Origin of the sequence: Nocardia sp. NPDC058519 (assembly GCF_042719755.1) — a bacterium.
Lineage (GTDB): Bacteria > Actinomycetota > Actinomycetes > Mycobacteriales > Mycobacteriaceae > Nocardia.
Window position 1 is genome coordinate 98,896 of the sequence record NZ_JBHXNK010000022.1, and the last position, 20,222, is coordinate 119,117.

The 20,222-nt window shown below is 69.1% G+C and carries 5 protein-coding genes; all 5 read right to left on the reverse strand.

All coding sequences use genetic code 11. The features are described from left to right. Positions 1–10 precede the first annotated feature (10 nt). The 5 genes from ACFWPK_RS23510 to ACFWPK_RS23530 all read right to left on the reverse strand — a co-directional run bounded on the left by ACFWPK_RS23510 (position 11) and on the right by ACFWPK_RS23530 (position 20,204). Positions 11–16,528 (reverse strand): hypothetical protein, encoded by a 16,518-nt coding sequence (locus ACFWPK_RS23510; protein ID WP_378919094.1) that lies wholly within the window; start codon positions 16,526–16,528, stop codon positions 11–13. A gap of 11 nt (positions 16,529–16,539) precedes the next feature. Beyond that, positions 16,540–17,004 carry a YbaB/EbfC family nucleoid-associated protein gene (locus tag ACFWPK_RS23515; RefSeq protein ID WP_378919096.1) on the reverse strand — a complete coding sequence of 155 codons (465 nt, stop codon included), beginning with the start codon at positions 17,002–17,004 and terminating at the stop codon, positions 16,540–16,542. A gap of 16 nt (positions 17,005–17,020) precedes the next feature. After that, complete coding sequence (locus ACFWPK_RS23520) at positions 17,021–17,344, reverse strand: hypothetical protein (protein WP_378919098.1); 324 nt, start codon at positions 17,342–17,344, stop codon at positions 17,021–17,023. A gap of 113 nt (positions 17,345–17,457) precedes the next feature. Further along, a complete protein-coding gene (locus ACFWPK_RS23525) occupies positions 17,458–18,255 on the reverse strand; it encodes an ESX secretion-associated protein EspG (RefSeq protein ID WP_378919100.1) in 798 nt (265 codons plus the stop codon). Further along, positions 18,252–20,204, reverse strand: coding sequence for a cell division protein ZapB (locus ACFWPK_RS23530; RefSeq protein WP_378919102.1), 1,953 nt, complete (start codon positions 20,202–20,204; stop codon positions 18,252–18,254). Before ACFWPK_RS23530 ends, ACFWPK_RS23525 begins: the two co-directional genes overlap by 4 nt. Between the last annotated feature and the right edge of the window lie 18 nt (positions 20,205–20,222).

Here is a 20,222-nt window from a genome sequence, read left to right on the forward strand (position 1 = left end):
ATTCGCCGCGTCACCGGAAGATCGTCGCCCTTCGGTTCGGATCGGCCGCCACGTCACGGACCAGCAGTCCCAGGTCCAGCTCCTGGGGAAGCGAGCGGTAGACCAGTTCGCACTGGATCTGCCCGGCCATGGTGACCGCGAATCGGGTGAGTCGCTGGGCTGAGCGTTCCCAGACGATGTCGACCGGGCCGTCCAGGTGGAACGACTGCAGACCGGCTCGCAGCACCAATCCGTCCCTGCCACGGTAGAACACGACGGGCGTTTCCCCGAGGTCGGCGTAGACGCCCGCCGCGGAGGTGGAGTCCGGTGGTGCGGGGTGCAGTCCGCCGGAATGCGGGTCGAACTGGGCAGGGACGCCGTACCCGGCGAACGGGCGGACGATGACGGCATCGGTGGGTTCGGAGTTGCCCTGGTCCGGGCGATAGCGGTTCGCATTGCCCGAACGTCCGCCGCCGTTTCCGCCGGGGGCGCCGCCCATCGGTCCCATCGGGGCGCCGGGCGGGTACATGCCGGCGTTGGGATCGGTCGGGGTCGGGGTCGGCCATGGGCCGTTCGCGCCGGGGTACGGGTGGGTGCCTGGCTGGTAGGCGCCGTTCGGGAAGCCGGGAGCGGGGTTCGCGCCGGGACCGTGCGTGCCGCTCGGTGGCAGCGAGCCCGGCGTGCCCGATCCTGGGCCCCCTGGACCGGAGGGGTTCGGGTACGACGGGCTTGCCGACGGGTCGGCGGGGCTCGGGTACGTCGGTGTCCCCGGCGGGTACGACGGGTTCGGGTACGACGGTGCGGACGGGGTCGGTGTCGGGTAGGTCGGCACCGACGGGGTGGGGTAGGTCGGCGTCGGATACGTCGGTGCCGGTGGGTACGACGGCATGGGTGGGTATGTCGGCTGCGGTGGGTACGACGGCATCGGCGGATGACTCGGCTGTGGCGGATGACTCGGCATCGGCGGATGCGTCGGCTGTGGCGGATGCGTCGGCATCGGCGGATGACTCGGCTGTCCCGGATGTCCTGGCTGCGGCGGATGACTCGGCTGACCCGGCTGCTGGGGATGCGTCGGCTGCGGAGGACGGTGCGGATCCGCGGGTTCGGAACCGTCCACATTCATCGTCGGCCATTTGATCGGATCGAACAGCGGCACCACGAGGTCGACTTCGTACTCGTGCGGCGGGTGTGGAATATGCGACCGCATCCGGTGCCCCGGCAACTGTGGATAGCGCGGCTCGTCCGGAATCACCCTCGCCCGATCGGGATCGTCACCGTCACGGTCACGATCGCCGTTCTCGTCGCCACCCGAACCGTCACCGGGATCATCGCCGTCCCGGTGATCGCCACCGCGATCATCGGTGGTGGAGCCGTTTGCGTCGTCGGTCCGGTGAGTCCGCTCACCCGCGTCGGGACGCCCATCACGGTCGTCGCCCGAATCCAGCGAGAACGCGACGTCGACGGAGGGCGCGTCGGGATCGGCCGTCGTCTCGCCACTGTCCCCGACTTCGGGGGGCGGGACCTGCTCCGGAACCGACTCGGCCGTCGAGCTGTTCACCGGGTCGGACGACTCGGAGTCCTGTTCCTGTCGAACAGGATCGGACGAGGTCACGGGGACCGGGACCGATTCGCTGCGCGCGACCGGCGGTGGCGTCTCCGCTGTACTCACCGGCCGTTCGGCGGGGTGATCGTTCTCGGAGGGCGTTCGGTCGGCGGGCTGATCGGTATCCGGCTGGTAGACGTCGACCAGGTTCTCCGGCGTCTGTGGGTAGCCGCTGTAGCGGCCGCTGTGGCAGCCGACATCGCCCATCGTGTGGTGGCAGTTGGCGCAGAACGGTGTCGGGACCGGGTCCTTGCCATCGAACGGCTTGTAGGTCTGGGCGTACATCTCGCGCAACGCGTCGGCGCCGGCGGGCAGCAGCGGTTCGCCGTTCGCCTGACGGCGCTCGTTCTCCCGGTCGCGGGCATGCAACGCCTCGTTGAGCGCCTTCACTTCCGCGTGGCCCCATGGGTTGTCGAAATGCGGGTGTGGTCGGGTGCCTGCCGGGGAGCCCTCGGGCGATGCCTCCGGTCGACCGTTGCGGTCCAGCGCGGGATAGCCACCGTCGGCGAGTGCGCGGCCTTCGGCTTCCATCGCCTCGACGCGTTCGCGCAGGGCGGGATGGCGGCGGCTCTTCGGCACGACATCGTCGCGGCGGCCGTTCGTCCCCTCGAACACCGTTCCGGTCCGGCGGTCCACCACCGCTGCCGTCACCTTGCCGTGCGACTTGTCGGAGACGTGTGTGCCGTTCTTCTGCGCCGCGAGTACCCGTTTGGTGGCCTGCTTCTGGGACTCGCCTTCCCGCGGCGCGAACGACTTGGCCGCGTCACGGAATCGGCCCGCTCGGTCCCGCGCGACGGCGTCGGTGTGTTCCTGGACGGGCTTGCCGTCGACCTCGGTGATCAGCCCGTCGGCGTCCCGGACGACACCGCCGGGGTGCTCGGTCAGGTCGGCGATCGTCTTGGTGGCGCTGGTCGTCGGCGCGGTCTTGTGGTCATGCGACGGGCCGCGCGGTTCCTCTGGCTCCGGCGTGAGCGCGGTGTTCGGGTCCGCGGGCGGGTTCGACGGCGGCCCGGCCGGAGCCGGCCGCTGACCCTGCTCGTCGTCCGGTCGCGAGTTCTTCTCCGCCACCGCGCTTTCCGTGCGGGGTTGTGCGACCGCCGGGCTGTCGGGCCTGACGGTCTCGGCCGGGTGGGCAGCCGCCGGGCGAGTCGGGGTCGCCGCAGCGCGTTCGGCGTGGTCCACGCGAGCCGACGTGTCGCCGCGCGGTTCGGCGCCGGGACTTTCCTCGGCACCGTCGATCCGAGTCGAGTCGACATCGCCGACCGCGAGCGGGTCGACCGGTGTCGGATCGGGCGTCTCGGTATGGACGTTGTCCGGCTCGGCGGGCGCGACCAGGTCATCGAGGCTCGCCAACGGCCGGTCGAGCTCCGTGGCGATCTCGTCCAGCGTGCGCAGGGTCGGGTCCGGATTGTCGACCGGGGGCCACACCTGCCGATCGACCGGTTCGGTCGACCGCGACGGGGTGTGGTCGTTGTCCCGCGACTCGGGGTCCGGCTCAGGAGTGAGCGCGGTCGGCGGCGAGGAGGGCGGCTTCGACGGCGGCCCCGCGGGGGCGAGCTGCTGGCCGTCCGCGTCCGGATCATCAGGATCGGCATCGGGTTGCGTCGGGTCCGGCAACGGCAGACCATCAGGCCGCGTCGCATCCGGCAACGGCAGACCATCAGGCCGCGTCGCATCCGGCAACGGACCACCATCGGGGGCGTTCGGGCCAGGAAGTGGAAGTCCTTCCGGCCGCGTCGGATTCGAGGGTGACGGGAGGCCGGGAGCGGACGGCGCCGACATTTCCGGGGTCGGCGCGTGTGGTTCGTCGAGCAGGGCGCGCAGGGCCGCGATGTCGGCCGCGCGGGCGCGGATCTCATCGCGGATCTGGGCGTGGGTCTCGGCGAGCTGGTCGGTGGTGAGGCGTTCGTGCTTGTCGATGCGGCCGTCGCGGAAGGATTCGTAGGCCTTGGCGAACTGGGCCGGGTCGGCGTCGGTCAGGTCCAGGCCGAGCAGGCGGGCGTAGTCGCGGCTGGGGCCGGGGAGCGCGTCCGGGTCGGTGGGCAGCGGGCGGGTGTCGGACAGGTCGGTTGCCCCGACTTCGCGCAGGAAGTCGAGGGCGTCGCGCTGGTGGACGGGTGGATCGTCGCTGACGGCGCGCGGGTCGGTCGCCGGGTCGTAGATCAGGCCGTCGGTATAGGGGTCGATGGCGCCGAGCGCACGGACGAAATCGGTGAGCGGGGTGGTCAGGTCGGTGCGGGTGACCCGGTTCATCCGGTTGACGATCGCGTCGTGCAGCGCGTCGGCGTTGGTAGGCAGCGCGCCACGCGGCAGGCCGAGGTGCGGTGCGAGCGCGTCCCTGGCGGCGGTCACCGCGTCCGCGTCGATTCCGCTCAGCAGCTTCACGTACGCGAGCAGGTCCTTGACCTGCTGACGACGAAGCGCCGTACCGGTGCCGGGATCGCCGATGGTGTCGGCGACGACCTCCGGGGTGAGCGCGCCCGCCTCGACCAGTGCGCGCAACGCCAGCGCGTTGCGTGCGGTGTGCAGATCGTTGAAGGTGTCGATGGTGTCGGTCGACAGTGCGAAGTCGAGCAGCCCTTCGACCTGGCGAGCCCGCACGTGGTTGGCGCGTTCGAGGTCGCTGATCAGCGTGCGGAGGTCGTCGGCGGGCATTCCGACCGGATTGTCGATGCCTAGCCGCTGCGCCACCGCGTCGACATCGGCGAGGATCTCCACCGCTGAACGCGGATCTCCCACAGGGGTGTTCGGCTGTTCGGCGACCGCGAGGCCGGTGGCCGGTTCCGGGGTGGTCGGCGGCAGCTCGACCAGCTGCCACGGTTCGATCCCGCGACGCAGCAGGGTGGCGTCGACGGTCCGGCCGTCCACCTCGGTCCTGACATGCCGCACGTCGGGTGCGTCGAGTTCGACGATCTGCACCCGACCCGCCGGATCGACGCTGACGGCCCTGATGTCGATCTCGACCTCGCCCCGGTTCACCCGGTCGATGAAATCGGCGTCGGCGTCGGCCAGCGCTCGGGCCAGCGCCTGCTCGGGCCCCATACCGGTGTCGATGATCGCGATCCGGCCGTTCTCGGTGTCCACGATCACCCGGTCGCCGAAATCGGAATCGGTGAACTCTGCTGCGCGCCGGGTGAATTCGTCGAGCACGCCACCATTACGGGTCAATTGCTCGCGCATCGAGTTCAAGACGGCGTCGACATCGGCGACCAGCGCGTCGAGGTCGGCCCCGGACAGGTGCGCCCAGGTCGACCGCTCGTCGCGCAAACCCGAACGGCGGACAGCGTTTTCGAGGTACTTGCGCAGGCCCTGGTCGCGGCCCGGCTGTTCCTCGGCTTCCAGCGAATCCCAGGCGCTGACCCATTCACCGCCGTTGTTCACGCCGCGCCAGTTCAGGATGCTGGTGTCACCACCGTTGGCGTCGACCACTTCCTCGAGGAACGAACCGAGCGGATCCTGTCCGGAATAGCTGCTCGGCAGGAACGGGATTCGCGCGTGCTCCTCGTTGAAGCCGTGCGCGGAGACTTCCAGCCCGCGGATCACACCGTCGCGCCGCAGCAACCGGTACTCGCCTTCGGCGACGGCATCGCGCAGCCCCGCGTCGGTGAAATCGGTGAGCCGGATGCCGAGTTCGCCTGCCAGCGCCTCCAGCGCCGCGGCGTCGATGAGCCGCTGCCGGACCGCGTCGACAACCTCCTGCGCCCATGGCGGCAACGGCTCGGCGGGCTCGACCGAGGTCTCGTCGGCGGCCGGAAGTTGTTCGCGCTGTGTCGTTTCCGACCCGTCGGTGAGCTCGGGCGTATCGCTGTCGATGAGGTGGTCGAGTCCGGCCGCCCGCAGTTCCTGTTCGATCTGACGACGCAGCTCGGGGTCGGCGTCGGTGATCCACGGCCGGTACTCGGTGCCGTCGAGATTGCGCACCGGCAGGAATTCGCCCGCCTGGTCGGCGATGCGCGAGGACAGGTGCCGCAGGATCGGCACCAGTTCCCGGTTCTTCCAGAACTTGTCGCCCTCGATGATCCAGCGCGCCGGATTGAACTTGACGCCGAGCAGCTCGTACTCGTCGCCGACCGGACCGCCCGGGGTGGGGTCCTTCGTCGTGGTCAGCGGGAGCCCGGCCTGGTTACCCAGCAGCGAGAGGCCCGCGCTGTCCACACTGGATCCCGACGGGTACTTCGGGTTCAGCCCCTGGTACCCGACGTTGATCTTGTCCCACAGGCGCCGCAGCCAGGACTTGGGCTTCTCGGGCGCCTGCACCACCGTCGGTGCCGGTGTCGGTTCGGGCGCGGGCCGTTCGACCAGCTCGACATGCCAGGAATCGGGGCCGTCGTCGACCAGCCGGACCAGGATCCGCTCGCCGTCGACCTCGATCGAGAGGTGCCGCTCGTCGAGTTCGACGGCGTTGAGGTGGGTGAGGTGCGCGAGGTCGGCGGCGTCGCGGGCAACACCGGCGCGCAATCGCGTCACGTCGTCGGCGGCCCTGGTCAGGCCCGGATCGGGAGCGAGTCCGAGCCTGGCCGCCCAGCGACGAGCACTCGCCTCCAGCTGTGCGCGCTCACGCGGGTCGGTGGCTTCGTGGAAGCGCCGCGCCGTCTCGGCGAAGGCCTCGATCGTGCCCGCGCGCAGGATATTGCGGTAGCGGTTGGCGTCGACCGCGGCCGTGTCGGACGGGTCGATGCCGAAGCGGGCGGCGAGGCGTTCGGCGGCCTGCTGGGCGGGTTCGACGCGCGGTGTCGACGGGTGCTGGCCGGGTCCGTCGGTGGGCGGCAGCACACCGGCCGGACGCATCGGGCGTTCGGCGGGGTCGGGCTCGGATTCGGGGGTGAGCTCGTTGCGGGTGCCGTCGTCCAGGCCCGCGTCGCGCAGTTCTTCGGCGATCCGGGCGCGCACCTCGGGGTCGCCCTCGAACTGCCACTGGTCGCGGCCGTCCTGTAGTTCGTCGAGGTCGAGCGCGTCGTAGTCGTCGGGGTAGCGCATCGGCTGCCCGAGTTCGGCGTCGGGATCGAGGGCACTGTCGAGGAACCCGCGCGCTCGCGCCAGATCGGCCAGCTCGGCCAAGGCACCGAGCGGATCGGCGAGCCCGGTGAGCAGGTCACCCAGCCCGAGTGCCTCGGCGAGTCTGCGTACATGCTCGCGCGTGACGTCGTTGAGTGGTGTGACATCGGTGGTCGCCGAGGGCGGCAGATCACCGAGCTCACGCAGGAATTTCGCCACGTCATCGAGCGCCGGGGTACCGACCTCACGCGGATCGGCGGTGTCGTCGGGAGTGGGTGGCACGTCGGTCTCGGGGGTCTCCCGCACTGCCAGCTCCGCCGGTTCGGGCGGGAGCGGGAACAGGTCGGCCGCGGTCCGGCGGGACGGTTGCTCGGCTTCGGGCGTGAGCGTGAGTGTTTCGCCCGCGGGCGGCTTTCCGGGTGGCCCACTGGGTCGAGCCGGTTGCGGACCCTGTTCTTCCGGGCCGTCGTCATCGCGGTTGCCGTCGTCGGATCGCGACGCTTCCGCCTTCGCCGAGTCGAGCAGCGCCTGCGCGCGCTCGATAGCCGCCGCGTCGGGATCGTCGCCGTTCTGCGGACTTTCCTCGATCGCGGAAACCGGTTCGCCCTCGGGTCGACCGTTCGGTTCCTCGGGGTCGGGCATCGGCGCGGCAGGGTGGTCAGCAGGTGGCTTCTGCGGCGGGCCACCGGGATTCGCGGGCTGCGGGCCGGGTTCTTCCGGGCCGTCGTCGTCGCGAGTGCTGTCATTGCCGCTGTCATCCCCGTCATCGGATCGCGACGAATCCTGCGGAACTTCAGCATGTTCCGATGCGCGCTGCATCAATTCCGAGAAACGATCGGTGATTTCGGAGTACGCGGCATCGAACTCCCGCTGCGCACGCAGGTAGGTCTCCTGTGCGGCGAGGTCTTCGCCGCGCGCCGTCAGATGGTCGATCAGCTCATCGTTCGCGGCATCGGCCTCGGCCTTACGCCGGGCGAAAGACTCCTCGGAGAGGGCATCCTGACGCCGAAACGCCTCGTCGATCGCGGACAACGGGTCGACCGGATCGGCGGGACCGACGAGCTCATCGAGCGTGGCCATCGGCCGGTCGAGGTCGGCGGCGGTCTCGTCGAGGGCACGCATGGTCTCGTCCAGGCGCGCGTCGGCCCTGGCGTCCAGTTCGCTGCCGCGCTCGGTGATGTCGGGCCTGGTGTCGTCCGCTCCTTGCGGCAGCGGGTCACGTACCGTCGCTTGGCCGTTGCTCGGGAGATCGGTCCGCGTCTCGGCCGCACCCGGTAGCGGATTGTCCTCGCGGGTCGCGTTGGCCGGTAGCGGATTGTCCTCGCGGGTCGCGTTGGCCGGTAGCGGATTGTCCTCGCGGGTCGCCGCACCCGGTAGCGGAATATCCTCGCGGGTCGCGGCGGCCGGCAGCGGAATATCCTCGCGGGTCGCGCCGGCCTGCAGCGGAATATCCTCGCGCGTCGCTGCGGCCGGGTCGGGTTCCGGGGTGGAGCGGTCGTAGGCGTCGGCCAGTGCGCGCAGTTCGGTGATCTGTTGGGCGCGGGTGCGGACCTCGTCGCGCAGGCGATCGAGTTCGGCCGCGAAATCCTCCGGATTCGGGCCCTCGTGCTTTTCGATCTTGCCGTCGCGGTATGCCTCGTAGACGTCGTTGAACCGCGTGGCCTTGGCCTGCAGGTCCGCGCGCAGGCGATCGACCTCAGCGGCCAACTCCTCCGGCGACAGACCCGCGTACCTACCGGCGTCACCGCCGAGGGAGGCCTCGTAGGCGTCGAGGTAGTCCTGGAGTACCTGCGCGACCTGCTGCGAGCCCGCCTCGGAGACGTCGACCCCGATCAGGCGGGCCCAATCCTGATTCGGTTGCGGACGTGGGCTGTTCGGGTCGACGGGCTGGGCGGCGTCGGACGCGCGGGACGCGTGCTCGGCGACCAGGCGCCCGAAGTCGAGCACATCGCCGCCGGGCAATGCGGCCCGCACCGCGGCGCGCATGGTGTCCATGCCGTCTATGTCATAGACATCCGGTTCGCCGGTGGTCCGTGGATCGTTCCGGTGATCACCCTTCGGCACGTCGGAGTAGCGGTCGATGGCCAGCAGCGCCTCGACGTAGTCGGCGAGGGCCTGGCGCACCTGGTCGCCCTGCCCCTGGCGCTGCATCCGCATGACCCGCTTGCGCAGCTTGTGCGGGTCGATGCCGGTCTCGGCCGGACCGTAGCCGACGAGCTTCTTCGTCGCGGGATCCGTCTTGTACTCCCGCGGCCGCATCGATTCCGTGTCACGGACACCGAGCGCCTCGAGCAGCCGGTTCTGCGCGGCATGCACCGCGTCGGCGTCGATCTCGCGCAACTGCCGCGAGTACCCCTGGTTGTCGGCGGGCTCGTGGCGCGGACCGTCGAGCAGATCCTCGAACTGCTGGTCGCGCGTCGGGTTCCGAACCCACCGCTTGACGAGTGCCTCGGCGACGCGTCGCGGGGTGAAGTCGGCCTCGGACAACCGGAGTCGCGCCGCGAGCTGGCCGCGCGCGTCGCTGACCGCGTTGAACGTCTCGATCTCGCGCATCTGGCGGGTGTAGTCGGCCAGCGCTTCGATCTGCCCGGCCCGCACCGCGTTGTCGATGGCGAGGCTGTCGAGGGCGGGGCCGAGCGCGGCCGGGTGCATCTGGGCGGGCCGAAGGTCGAGTTCGCCTGCCAGCCTGTCGATCTCGGCGCGCATCTCCTGGCGGGTCAGCGGCGGCGGTTCGGGATCGGCCTGGACCGGATGCCACTGCCCGTCCCCGTCGCGAACCATGGTCACCTTGACCTCGGCGCCCGCGATCGTGCTGTCGATGTGATGGACCTGCGGCGTCGGCACCGGATCCAGGTGTACATTGCCGTCGGCGTCGCTGCGGGTCTCCCTGAAGTCGAGGGTCAGCTCACCGTCCCGAAGGCGCTGCGCCACATCGGGGTTGGCATCGAGAACGCGAGCCAGCGCCTGTGCCCGGTCGAGCGGGCCGTCGGTGACCACCAGCCGGTCCGGTTGACCATCTGGCCCCGGCAAGCGGGCGACCTGATCGTTGTAGGCGTGACTGATGGGTTCGTCGGTGTCGGCGCGCAGCACCGGCTCGGCGGCGGCGATGAAAGCCGCCAGATCCTGGGCTCGCTGCTGCGCCGCCGCACGCAGGTCGCCGATGGTGCGGTCGAGGTCGGCGCCACCGAGCTGGGTGAGATCAGCACCGAGCATCGTTGCCCAACTGGACAATTCGTCGCGCAGCTGGTCGCGCCGCAAAGCGTTCTCGAAGTAGGCCGGGGTGCCCTGGTCGCGTCCGAGCTCGATGGCGTCGGCGATGTTGCCCCATTCGGGCAGTTGGTCGGCGCCGTTGGCGATCCCGTCGTAGTCGCGCAGGGCCGTGCGGCCCTCGAACGCGACGACCAGGTCGCGCAGGAACCGGCCCATCGGGTTCTTGTCGTCGAAGGACACCTCGTCGGCGAACGGGACCGCGCGCGGCGAGGAGGTATCGCCGAACAGCGTCGGCCGTGGTTCGTCGGGGCCGAACAGGCCGTCGTATTCGTCGAGTTCGGTGCTGCGCGGGTCGATTCCGTCGGGCACGGTGTCGAGCGCGTTGGTGCCCGGCTCGTCGAGGCTCTGGTCCGGCCGCAGGTAGGGCCTGCTCTGCTCCTCGTCGGCACGCGCGGCGGCAGCGGCGAGCCCCGCGATCTCGGACACCTCGCGCAGCACCCGATGGGTCTGCTCGGTGATCGCGCGCCGCAGCGCCTCCGGGCTCTCGTCGTCGAGCCGGAAGCCGAGCCGATCGGCCATGTCCGTCAGGCTCTCGCCCTCCGGCGGCGGACCGTCGAGTTCGTGCTGTGCCGGGTCGTACGGCGGTGCTTCCTCGAGCGCGCGGGCCTCGTCGAAGTCGACGAGGTTGTTGAACTCGAGGCTGTCGATGAGCTCCTGACGCAGCTCCGCGTCGGCGACGCCGAACAGCTCTTCCAGAATCGCGCGTGCCTCGTCACGGTCGAGACGTTGCGCCCGCATATCGCTGATCACCTGATCGCGCACCGCGAGCGGGTCCGCCTCGGTGATCCACGGCCGATACTCGGAACCGTCCGGATTCATGACCGGGTGGTACTCACCCGCCACGTCCTGCATGCGACCCATGAACCGGCCGACCAGTGGCAGATCCTCCCGGTTCTGCCAGACCGTCGCACCTTCCTTGCCGATGCGCGCGACATTCAGCGCCGGATCGCCCGCGCCCTCCGGCGGCGGCCGCAACTCCGGGCCGTCCGGCGGCGGACTGACCGGCTGCGGCTGCTGCTGCGGCGGATCGAACAGCACCGGTGCGTCCGTGACGCCGTCGCGCAGCGCGGTCTGTCCGAGGCCATCGATCCCCGACCCCGACGGATACTTCAGGTTCAACCCTTGGTAGCCGTCGTTGAGCATGTCGACCAACTGCCGCAATCGGCCCCGCTTCGGGGCCTGCTCATCCGAGTCCGCCGGTGTCTGCGGCAGATCCGCGGCCTCGGCGACCACCCAGCGACCGTCCTCGAGCCGCACATGCAGCGAGACGATCTCCCCGTCGTCACCGACCCGGACGCGAACCTCGCGCTGTTCGCCCTCGTGGCTGGGCTGATCCGGCTCGTCCTCGCCCATCCACTGGGGCGAATCGTCTAGGCCTGATGATTGCCGGCTTTGATCCAGGTCCCGTCCTTGCGGTGCTGGGTTATCGCCTTCCCCGCGACCTTGATCGCCATCCGGTCCATCCGCTCGTCCGCCACTTTCACGTGGTAGTCCGGCAGCTGAATTGTCAGGGAGCGGTCCAGGTTCTCCGCTCCCCCGAACTGGTAGGTCGCCTCCGTCGGGGTCTCCGACGCCAGTCGGAACCTCAGGAACATCGCCAAATTCCGACCTCCAATTGTTCAGGTTCTCGCCGGATCGCGGCACCGGGTGCAGCGACTCCCAGTTGAAGCTCTCGTTGGCGAACTCGTGAGCCTGCCGATAGGAGGCTCCGGGGTTGTCGCGATAGTAGTTGGACTCGGCCACCTCGTGCTCGAGCAGAACGATGTCGTCGGGCCGCGCGGTGCCGAGCGCCATCCGCATCCATGCCTCGGCGATATCGGCATCGGCGTCGTAGCGCCGGTTCACCAAACCGATCGCATTGCCGTCGTCGTCGTACGCGGTGAGCGGGTGCTCCTCGATGAACAGATGCCGCTTGACCTGCTCGATCTCGGCCCGCGTGAAACCTGTTGACCCATCGCCCCGCTCGACGTCGGCCAGTGCCCGCACCATGGCGTCGATATCGCCGTCGGTGGCCCGGAAGAGGTCGTAGGCTTCGGCGGCCCACGCGCTCTGTAGATCGTCGTCGAACATCTGTGCCGGTCGACGCGCTCCGCCCGATTCATGGAACGGTCCCGCCTCGGAATCGTGCGTCGCCGAATGCAACGCGTCGCCGTCCGGGTCGAGCCGAGACTGTTCCGGTGTCCGTTCCGAGAGTGCGAGTTCACGCAGCTGCGCGGTCACCTGCTCGGGGGTGTGGTCGCCGACGGCGGCTTCGTACACCCGACCGGAGACCGGGTCGACGACGATGGCGATGTGTGAACCATTCCGGCCGAAGGTGGCGTTCACCGCGTCCAGCGCCGCTTGCGCCGCGTCGACTTCCCGTTGCGCGTTGTCGAGCTTGTTCTGGTGCCCGTCGCGGCTGGATTCGGTGCCCTTGGTCGGCTTGGCCCGATGAGCCTCGTCCGCGTCGTCGAACTTCCGCTGTGCCGCTTCCAGCGCAGGCAGCTTCTTCGCGAGGTTGTCGGTGGCGGCCTTGACCAGGTCGCGCTTGACCTCCTCGTGCTCGGCCGCACGGTTCCTGGCGAGGTCGCGGGTGAAGTCGTCGGGTGAGCGGCCGTTGATCTCGGTGATCACGCCGTCGGTGACGCGTGTGGCCGCCGGTGTCAGCTGACCGATCCGGTGCGGGTCCTGGCTCGGGGTCGCGGCGCTGCCGTTGGTGTCGGGCACCACGTGCGCCATATTCGAGTCCGGCGGGAACGGCGAGACCACATGGCGCCGGGTATCACCATCGGCGACGGCGCCCGTCGGGTGGGCACCATCATGTCCGCGCAGATGGCCCGCGGTACTTTCGGTGCCCGCGACCGTGCGGCTGCAGTTCGCGCAACACGGTGACGGTGTCGGACCGGTGGACTCTCTGTTGCCCGGGGTGCCCTCCGGGTAGTACGGGGTGTTGAGGATCGAGTCCAAGCCATCACGCCCGGTCGGATACAGCTCGCGACCGGCGCGCTCGTTGTCGGCGGCCCGATCCTGCAGCGCCATGTTCGTCCCACGGACCTCGGCGTGTTCGATCGGGCTGCCGTAGTGCGGGTAGGCGAGCCGATCGTGATCGCCCTGCGGTGCCGCGAACAGCTCGTCCGGATCGGCACCGGTCCGGCGAATGTTGTCGACGATCGCCGGCTGCAGGTCGGACACCGGGATTCGATTCTCGAATCCGTTGGCTCCTTCGTAGACCCGGCCGGTCAAGCGGTCGATCGTGATCGAGGTGACGGTGCCTCTGGTCTTCGGGTTGTGCGCGGTGCCGTCCGCCTGCGCCGCGGCGAGCAGATCACGCCGCGCCGCCTCGGCATTCGCGGCGTCATGGAACCGGTCGAAAGCGGCTTCCTGCGCCCGATTCGCGGCTTCGCTGCGGGTGACAGCTCGCTCATGTGCCGCGGTAGCCTCGCCGATCTTCGACTGGTCGCCGCCGGCCAGCGCCTTCTCGAGGTCGCTCACCGCCTTCCGCAGTGTGCCGTCCGCGTTGCTCACGGCCTTGTCGGCGCTCTTCAACGCCTTCTCGGCCGCCTCCCTGACCTTCGCCGCGGCGGCGACCTCTTTGCTGAGCTCGGTGTAGCGAGCGCCCTGCTCGGCGAACTGCAACGCGCGCTCGTTCGTGAGCCGGTCGCTGTACTCGTCGATGGGGATGCCGTCGACAGCCGTGATCGCCGGTGGATCACCCTCGACCTGTACGCGCGGATCGTCCAACGACAGCTCACCGAGCCGCTGGACCATGTCGCCGTCACCGTTCAGCTGGGGCGGCACCCCATCGGTCCCCGGGCTCGGCTGCAAGTAACTACTGGGCGGCGGGCCGTCGTCGCCCATCCACATCGAGTTCGGATCGGATCGATCACCTGCCGAGACCAGGTCCCCTAGTCCGTGCCGCCACTCGGTGTCCGGCGAGAAGTCGTTGTCCGGGCGCAGGGCCGGGATGGCCTCGCGGCTGTCGCCGGGGTTGACGCGCATGTCCGGGGCGGGCTCGAAGGTCTGCCACTTCGTTGTCGGGTTCTTGAAGATGGCAGGTGAGCCGGGGACGGGTTCGGTGCCGACCACGCCGTCGGGGGCGCGAACGGTGACGCCGAGGCGGTCGGAGACGTACTGGGCCCAGCCCGCGGAATTGCCGCTGTGGCAGGACATCAGGCGGATCGGCGTGCCGGGCTGGTAGTCCGGGTTGTTGAGGATCGCCTGGACGATCTGCTCGGGGTGGGTCGGGATGCGGTTGCCCGGTATCGGGCTGCCGTCCGCGCTGCCGTGCAGGATCACATCGTGTTCGCCCTCGTTGAGGAGGTTCTCGCGCACGTTGTGGGTGGCCGGGTCGTCACCGATCGAGGTGCTGTGCGGACGATGGACTACGCCTTCGCCGTTGGGCAGGAAGTCGTCGTAGACCGGGAGGTTGCCCTCGCTGTCGCGCCACTGATCTCGGGTGTCCTCGGGGCGATCGCGTTTACCGAGGTCGTCGGACTGGTCGCGCTGGTCTTCGGACCCGCGGTCGTCGCCGATGTCGCGGTTGCGGTTCTGGCCCGCGGGCTCGGCGCGACGACCCGACGGGGAGTCGGGGGTCGCAATGGGGACGACGGGCGGCACGGCCTCGGCGTCGACGTCGGCGCGGTTCCGATCCGAAACCGGCTCGGCCGCTTCGGATCTCACTTCTTGCGTCGCGGTGGTGTCGGTCGTCGCGGCCCTCGGCGCCTCGGTCGCGGCGTGCTCGGCGCGGACGCCGCTGTGTTCGTTCGACCTGGTGGTGTCGGCGATACCGGCTACCTCGGCGCGCGAGGCGACCGACGGACGGGCCGTCGAGCCGTCGCCCGCGGCGGTCGTGCGCGCGTCGGGGGCACCGGCGCGCGGCTGGGCGGCGTCGACCCCGGCGCGGATCTCGGGTCCGGCGGTGCGCGCGGGTGCGGCGTTGGGCTGACGTGTGTCGCTGGGCGAGTTGGTCGGCTGCGACCGGTCGGCCGGTGAATTCGACTGTTGCGGAGTGGTATTGGTCTGCTGGCCGGTCGCCGGGGACTGTCCCTGCTGACCGGGCGTGTTGGTCTGCTGCGCCGGCGACTGGCCCGGCGCGTTCGTATTCTGCGGCGCGTTCGTGGTCTGCGGCATACCCTGCTGGGCCGCGACCGGCGCCACATTGGTATCGCGAGTCGACGTCGAATCCGACGACGTGGTGTCCATCCTGCTGCCGTGCTCGCCCGACGTGGCCGCGCTGCTCGCTCCCTCGGACACTTCCGCCCGGCTCTGCGGTGCCGAATCCGACTGCGACGCACCAGTATCGGTCGACCGGTCGGCCTGCCCTCCACCGTCGGCCCGAGCGCCACCCTCCGAGCGGCCACCGGCGTCGGTCTGCCCTTCGGCCCGACCCTCCTGACGGGTACCGCCGCCACCGCCCTGGCCGCTGTTGTCCTCGGATTGCTGTGCGCGCCCGTCGTTTTCGCCTCGGGCGGGCGTGTTGTCACCCTCGGCTTCGCCGGTGTTGTCGGTGGACCCGGCGGGACGCATCGACTGATCGCCGGTGCCACCCTCACCGGTGTTGAGCGTGCCGTCGTCGGACCGGTTGTCACCGCGGTTCTGCGCGCCCGACCCGTCGTCGGGCCGGTTGGCGCTGCCGTCACCCTCGCCGTCACCGTCGCCGGTGCCGCCGTCACGCCCGAAACCACCGAGATTCGCGTCCGGACCGAACAATCCGGCCAGACGCGGCTCGAAGGCGGGCCGGTTGAACAGCCCCGGATTCATCTTGTTCCAGGCCGCGTTCGCCGCGGCGCTGTTGGCGCCCGACATCGCACCGTTGGTCACACCGGCCGACCACTGCAGCGGGTCGGTCAACGCGTTGCCGAGATTGTTGAGCGCCTGATCGAGGCCGCCGTCGGCCACATCCCACGCGAACTGGCCGCCCATGCCGCCGATCGTGCCCATGATGCCCGCGCCGACGCCGGTGATGGCGCCCTTGAGCATCGGCTTCATCTCCGCGCCGAGCCGGTTACCCAGCCAACCGCCGAACGGTCCGGCCGCGGCGCCACCGGCCGCCGAGCTGACCATCGTGGAACCGACCTGCTTCCAGTCGATCTCCTTACGGTGCCCCTTGTCGACCTGGTACTGCTGGATCATCAGTTCCTGCATGGTGCCGAGCACCGTGTCGATCAGGACGTGCCTGGCCATGAAGGAGACGATCTTCGTCGCGGCGAACCGCGCGACATTGCGAATGATCCAGGCGGCGGCCCGTTCGCCGATCAGCCGCACCACCACGCGGGTGATGCTGATGGCCAGAGCCTCGATGGCGGGCGCGGTCGGCGGAAAAATCCACGCCGCGATGATTTCCGCCGCCAGCAGCGCCAGCGACGAGTAGAACATCAGCTTCGTGTACTCGATCTCGGTACCGGTCGAGTTCACGGTCTCGCCGACCTGATCGAAGAATTCGGCCAGCTTCTCCAGCGACTGATCACCGGTCCGCATGCTGTCGAAGGCGGTGATCATGTCGTCGACGCCGTCGCCGACCGGATATGCCTTCAGCGCAGCGGCTTTGGCCGCGTCGATATCGTCGAGGATCTCGCGCAGCCCGTCGGCGGCGGTGGCCCAGTCACCGGCCATGGCCCACATGTCGTCTTCATTGCCGTGGGGCCATTCCATGCCGACGATGTATTTGAGCCATTCCAGCCCAGACGGAAGCTCGAGCGCCATGCGAAGTTACGTCACCAGCTCGAATCCGTCGCAGCACTGCCACGTTCACGCCGCGTCGGATCTTCTCGGTTGTCCCGGCGCTGCTCGGGCGGTGCCATCGACGCCTCGACGGTGCCCGGAATCCGGAAGTCCGGCATCCCTTCGACGAGGTCGGAGATCTTCGGCATACGGGCGCGCTGCTCCTGGAACGGTGTCATCAGCTCGGCCACCTTGCGCGCGACCTCGCCGCTGGCCTGCTGGGCCGCCTCGGTGACCGCCTTCGCGATCTCGGCGTACCCGAGGTCTTCGATATCGGCGCCGAACTTCGTCTCGATGATCTTGTTGTCGGCATTCACGGTGACCGTGACGCGCCGACGAACCGTTGCGCTGGCGGTGATTTCGGCGCGCGCCTGCTGAATGCGCGCCACCGCGCGCATCTGCTCTTGCACACCGTCGATGATGTCGGCGAGATCGGCCTTGGCCTGTTCATTGCTCATGACTACGCCCGCCCGCTCAGCTGAAACCGTCGCGGTTGCCGTGCTCCATCTTGTCGATCTTCTCCGCGGCGTCGGTCTGGCCCTCGGAGAACTTGCCCATCCCGTCGGCCATCGCCTTCGCGTTGATCGTGGTGCTGGACTTCATCTTCAGGTAACCGTCGTCGCCACCGGGCCCGTTGGCGAAGTTGGAGCCGAGGGTGTCGTCACCCCAGCAGCCGTCGCGGCCGCCGATCGCGGACTTCAGTGTCGACAACACCGCTTCGATCTTGTCGTGCACCGCATCCGACTTCTGCGCGGCAGCACGGAAGAGGTCGGCATCGAACTCGAGTTTCGGGGCCATCGCGTCCTCATCCTTCCAACCCGGGTGCGCCGAGCACACCACATCTCGTTCGCCTACGCAACAGACTGCCTGCCGCAAGCGAATCCTTCGTTACAGCAACATGAATCGTGTGTTCACGCGCTGGCTTCCCAGTGCGCCTCGACCCGTTCCATCATCCTGGTGACGGACCGATCGATCTTGTCGGCCAACAGTCGCCGGGTCGCCGGTTCGGCCTCCGGTTCATCGGAGGGAAGTTCGATCGCGTACCGTCCGTCACCCGGTAGGTCGCGCCAGAGGATGATGTCACGCTCCATGCCGCGGGAACCGAACATGGACTGGTTCTGCAGGACCTCGATGACCCCGGTCCGTTCGGCCTCGATCTCGAAGAAAGCCGCACTGCGAGTGGCGATCCCGGTGTCGGCCTCCTCGAAGATCATCGAGGGGCGCGCCTCCAGATGATCGTTGCCGGTCGATTGTCCGCCGACGAGCGGGATGATCCCCGACTTGCCCGCCGCCAGGTCCGGAATGCGCGCGGCGATCGCCTCGGCCAATCCGTGCGGACCGCATTCGGCCACGATGTACCCGGAGCTGTGCCAGGAGGTGATACCCGGCTTCTGGTACACCAGGTAGCCGTGCGCGCCCGATCGGGCGGCCCGCGCCTTGATCATGTAGTTCGGGTCTTCCGACGCGCGGTCGTGCCACCCGCGCAATCGCACATAGACCTGGGGCTTGGCCAGCACATCGATGGCGGTTTGCAATTCGCCGTCGATCATCTCGCTCACCCGCAGCCACGCATCGTGCTTCATGTGCTCGAACACGTTCGAGTCCTGGACCTCGGTCACGAAGGTGAGCGGGCGCGGCATACTCGCACGGACCAGGCGCTGCCACAGCACATGGAATTCGACGTCGGTGAATTCCCACCGTCCGGTCATGAGCGGCTCTCCACACCGACGCCCTTGACATCACCGGAAGCCTCGGCGAATTCCGGGATCTCGGGTGCGACGACCTCCGCACTGGCGGCCACGATCGGCGCGACGATGTCGCCGAGTGACCCCAGATTGCTGAAGTCCGGCAACGCGGCGCGGGGGAAAGCAGCCGCGCCGACCGACGCCGTCGCGGGCTCGCCCGTTGCCAACCCGGCGGCGGGGGCCGCGATCGGCGTCACCTCGTCCACCGTCAGCCCGACCGAGCGCGCGGCCGTCACCAGTTCGGGGTGCTCGGCCATCAGCGTGGCGAATTCGGGTGAGTCCGAGATCGCCGCCCGCAGGTCGGGGAACTGGCCGAGCGCCTGCGTCAATTGACTCAGATCCGGGGTGGCGCCGCTCAGGTCGATGCTGGACAGCGCCTCGATGACGCTCGGCAGTGCCTGTGTGACCGAGGAGACGATGCCGGTGATCGCGGAGATCATCGACGACATATCCGGGCTGCCACCGGAACCGCTCGTGGAACCGGAGCTACCGGAACCGGTGCCCCCGGATCCAGCGCCGCCGGAACCCTTGCTGCCGGAACCGCCGGAGCCCGAACTGCCGGCGCCGCCCGCGCCGGTACTGCCGCCGCCACCCGTCTGACCGGCACCGCCTTGACCAGCACCGGACTTGTTCTGATTGATCTGCTCCTGGAACTGCCGCTGCTGTTCGGTGAGCTGCTCGCGCTGCTTCTGCAGCTCCGACTTCTGGTTGGCCAGCTCCTCACGCTGGGCCTTCAGGGCATCGTCGTTGCCGCCACCCTGATTGCCGCCACCCTGACTACCACCGCCCTTGCTGCCTCCACCCTGATTGCCGCCGCCCTGGTTACCGCCGCCGTTGCCCGTGCCGTCGTCGCGCTTGCCTGGGCCTTCCTCTTCCTTCTTCTTCTCCGGCGGCGGCGGGCCGAGCGCGCCCTTGGGCACCGTCGGCTCAGCGGCCACCGGGTACATCGTTTGGACTGCGTCGAAGCCGTCGTAGTAATGCGTCTTGTACAGCTCTTGCACTTCGCCGACATCGTCACAGGTTTCGCCGTCGGCGGGCACCGGCATGGACGCGGCGGTCGCGTGCAGGAAGTCGACGGTGTACTGCAACGCGCCGTGCATCATCAGGAAACCCTGGCGCAGTGAGCCGAGCGAACCGACGAATCCCTGCACCGCGGTGAAGGCGGCGTCACCACCCTTGCTTTCCCAATTCGAGGTGGTGATTGCGCGAATGGCCGTCTGGAACGTCAGACCCACCGTTTCTACCTGGTCGGCCAGCACCTTCCAGGTCGGTACCTCCGCCGATACCTGGTTCCATTCAATACGTTGGCCGAGGTTCTGCAGGTCTTTCCAGGTCATGCTCGATGGTGTACGGGCGTGGGGTTTGAAGACATCGTCGGTCTCGGCTTTGGCGGGCAGCGTCGGCTTCTTGGCGACGTCGATATCGTCGTTGTGCGGCGTGTTGTTGGTGCTGCTGAACTCATAGTCCGGCGGGAGATACGGACGAGCCTTCCCGATGACGTCTTTCAGGTTCGCCGCGCCCGGCGAGGTCGATACGCCGCTGAGCTCGTTCTTCTTGTTCTTCAGCGCCTCGAGGTCGCCGGCCGACAGTTTGTCGTTGCCGGTGTACACCGCGCCCGCGGCCTTGAACATGTCGCCCATGTCGTGCAGCGCGTCGATGAACCGGCCGACCGAGTCCGACGCCTGTCGGGTCTCCTCGATGAACCTGTCCTTCAACGGTTTCGCGTGGACGTCGTCGCCACCGATCGCGTCGACGGAATAGTTGTTGAGCGCGCCGGGCGCGAGCAGGGCCTGGCACCCCTTCAGTACGGCGATGACATCGCGGCAGGCGTTGGCTGCTTGGAGCGCGGCGCCGGTCTCGATTCTGATGCTCGCCTTACCCGCCGCCCCATCAAACGGAGTTTTCTCACCCACGCCTAGCTCCTCGGTGCA

What these genes read in the sequence shown, in the direction of transcription:
- ACFWPK_RS23510 (WP_378919094.1), bottom strand. Translation starts at nt 16,528, where the DNA reads ATGGCGCTCGAGCTTCCGTCTGGGCTGGAATGGCTCAAATACATCGTC.
- ACFWPK_RS23515 (WP_378919096.1), bottom strand. Translation starts at nt 17,004, where the DNA reads ATGAGCAATGAACAGGCCAAGGCCGATCTCGCCGACATCATCGACGGT.
- ACFWPK_RS23520 (WP_378919098.1), bottom strand. Translation starts at nt 17,344, where the DNA reads ATGGCCCCGAAACTCGAGTTCGATGCCGACCTCTTCCGTGCTGCCGCG.
- ACFWPK_RS23525 (WP_378919100.1), bottom strand. Translation starts at nt 18,255, where the DNA reads ATGACCGGACGGTGGGAATTCACCGACGTCGAATTCCATGTGCTGTGG.